The 661-nt window shown below is 48.9% G+C and carries 1 rRNA gene; it reads right to left on the reverse strand.

The features are described 5' to 3' along the window. A 23S ribosomal RNA gene (locus GNE10_RS34970) occupies window positions 1-661 on the reverse strand; the annotation flags it as partial.

Below are 661 nucleotides of genomic sequence, written 5' to 3' on the forward strand. Positions count from 1 at the left end.
CTTAACATATATTTTGGGACCTTAGCTGGTGGTCTGGGCTGTTTCCCTTTCGAACACGGACCTTATCACCCATGTTCTGACTCCCAAGTTAAATTAATTGGCATTCGGAGTTTGTCTGAATTCGGTAACCCGAGAGGGGCCCCTCGTCCAAACAGTGCTCTACCTCCAATAATCATCACTTGAGGCTAGCCCTAAAGCTATTTCGGAGAGAACCAGCTATCTCCAAGTTCGATTGGAATTTCTCCGCTACCCTCACCTCATCCAAGCACTTTTCAACGTAAGTCGGTTCGGTCCTCCATTCAGTGTTACCTGAACTTCAACCTGACCAAGGGTAGATCACCTGGTTTCGGGTCTACGACCAAATACTCAACGCCCTATTCAGACTCGCTTTCGCTGCGGCTCCACATTTGCTGCTTAACCTTGCATCAGATCGTAACTCGCCGGTTCATTCTACAAAAGGCACGCCATCACCCATTAACGGGCTCTGACTACTTGTAAGCACACGGTTTCAAGTTCTCTTTCACTCCCCTTCCGGGGTACTTTTCACCTTTCCCTCACGGTACTGGTTCACTATCGGTCACTAGAGAGTATTTAGCCTTAGGAGATGGTCCTCCCAGATTCCGACGGAATTTCACGTGCTCCGTCGTACTCAGGATCCACT

The organism is Nostoc sp. 2RC (assembly GCF_014222165.1).
Classification (GTDB): Bacteria; Cyanobacteriota; Cyanobacteriia; order Cyanobacteriales; family Nostocaceae; genus Nostoc; species Nostoc linckia.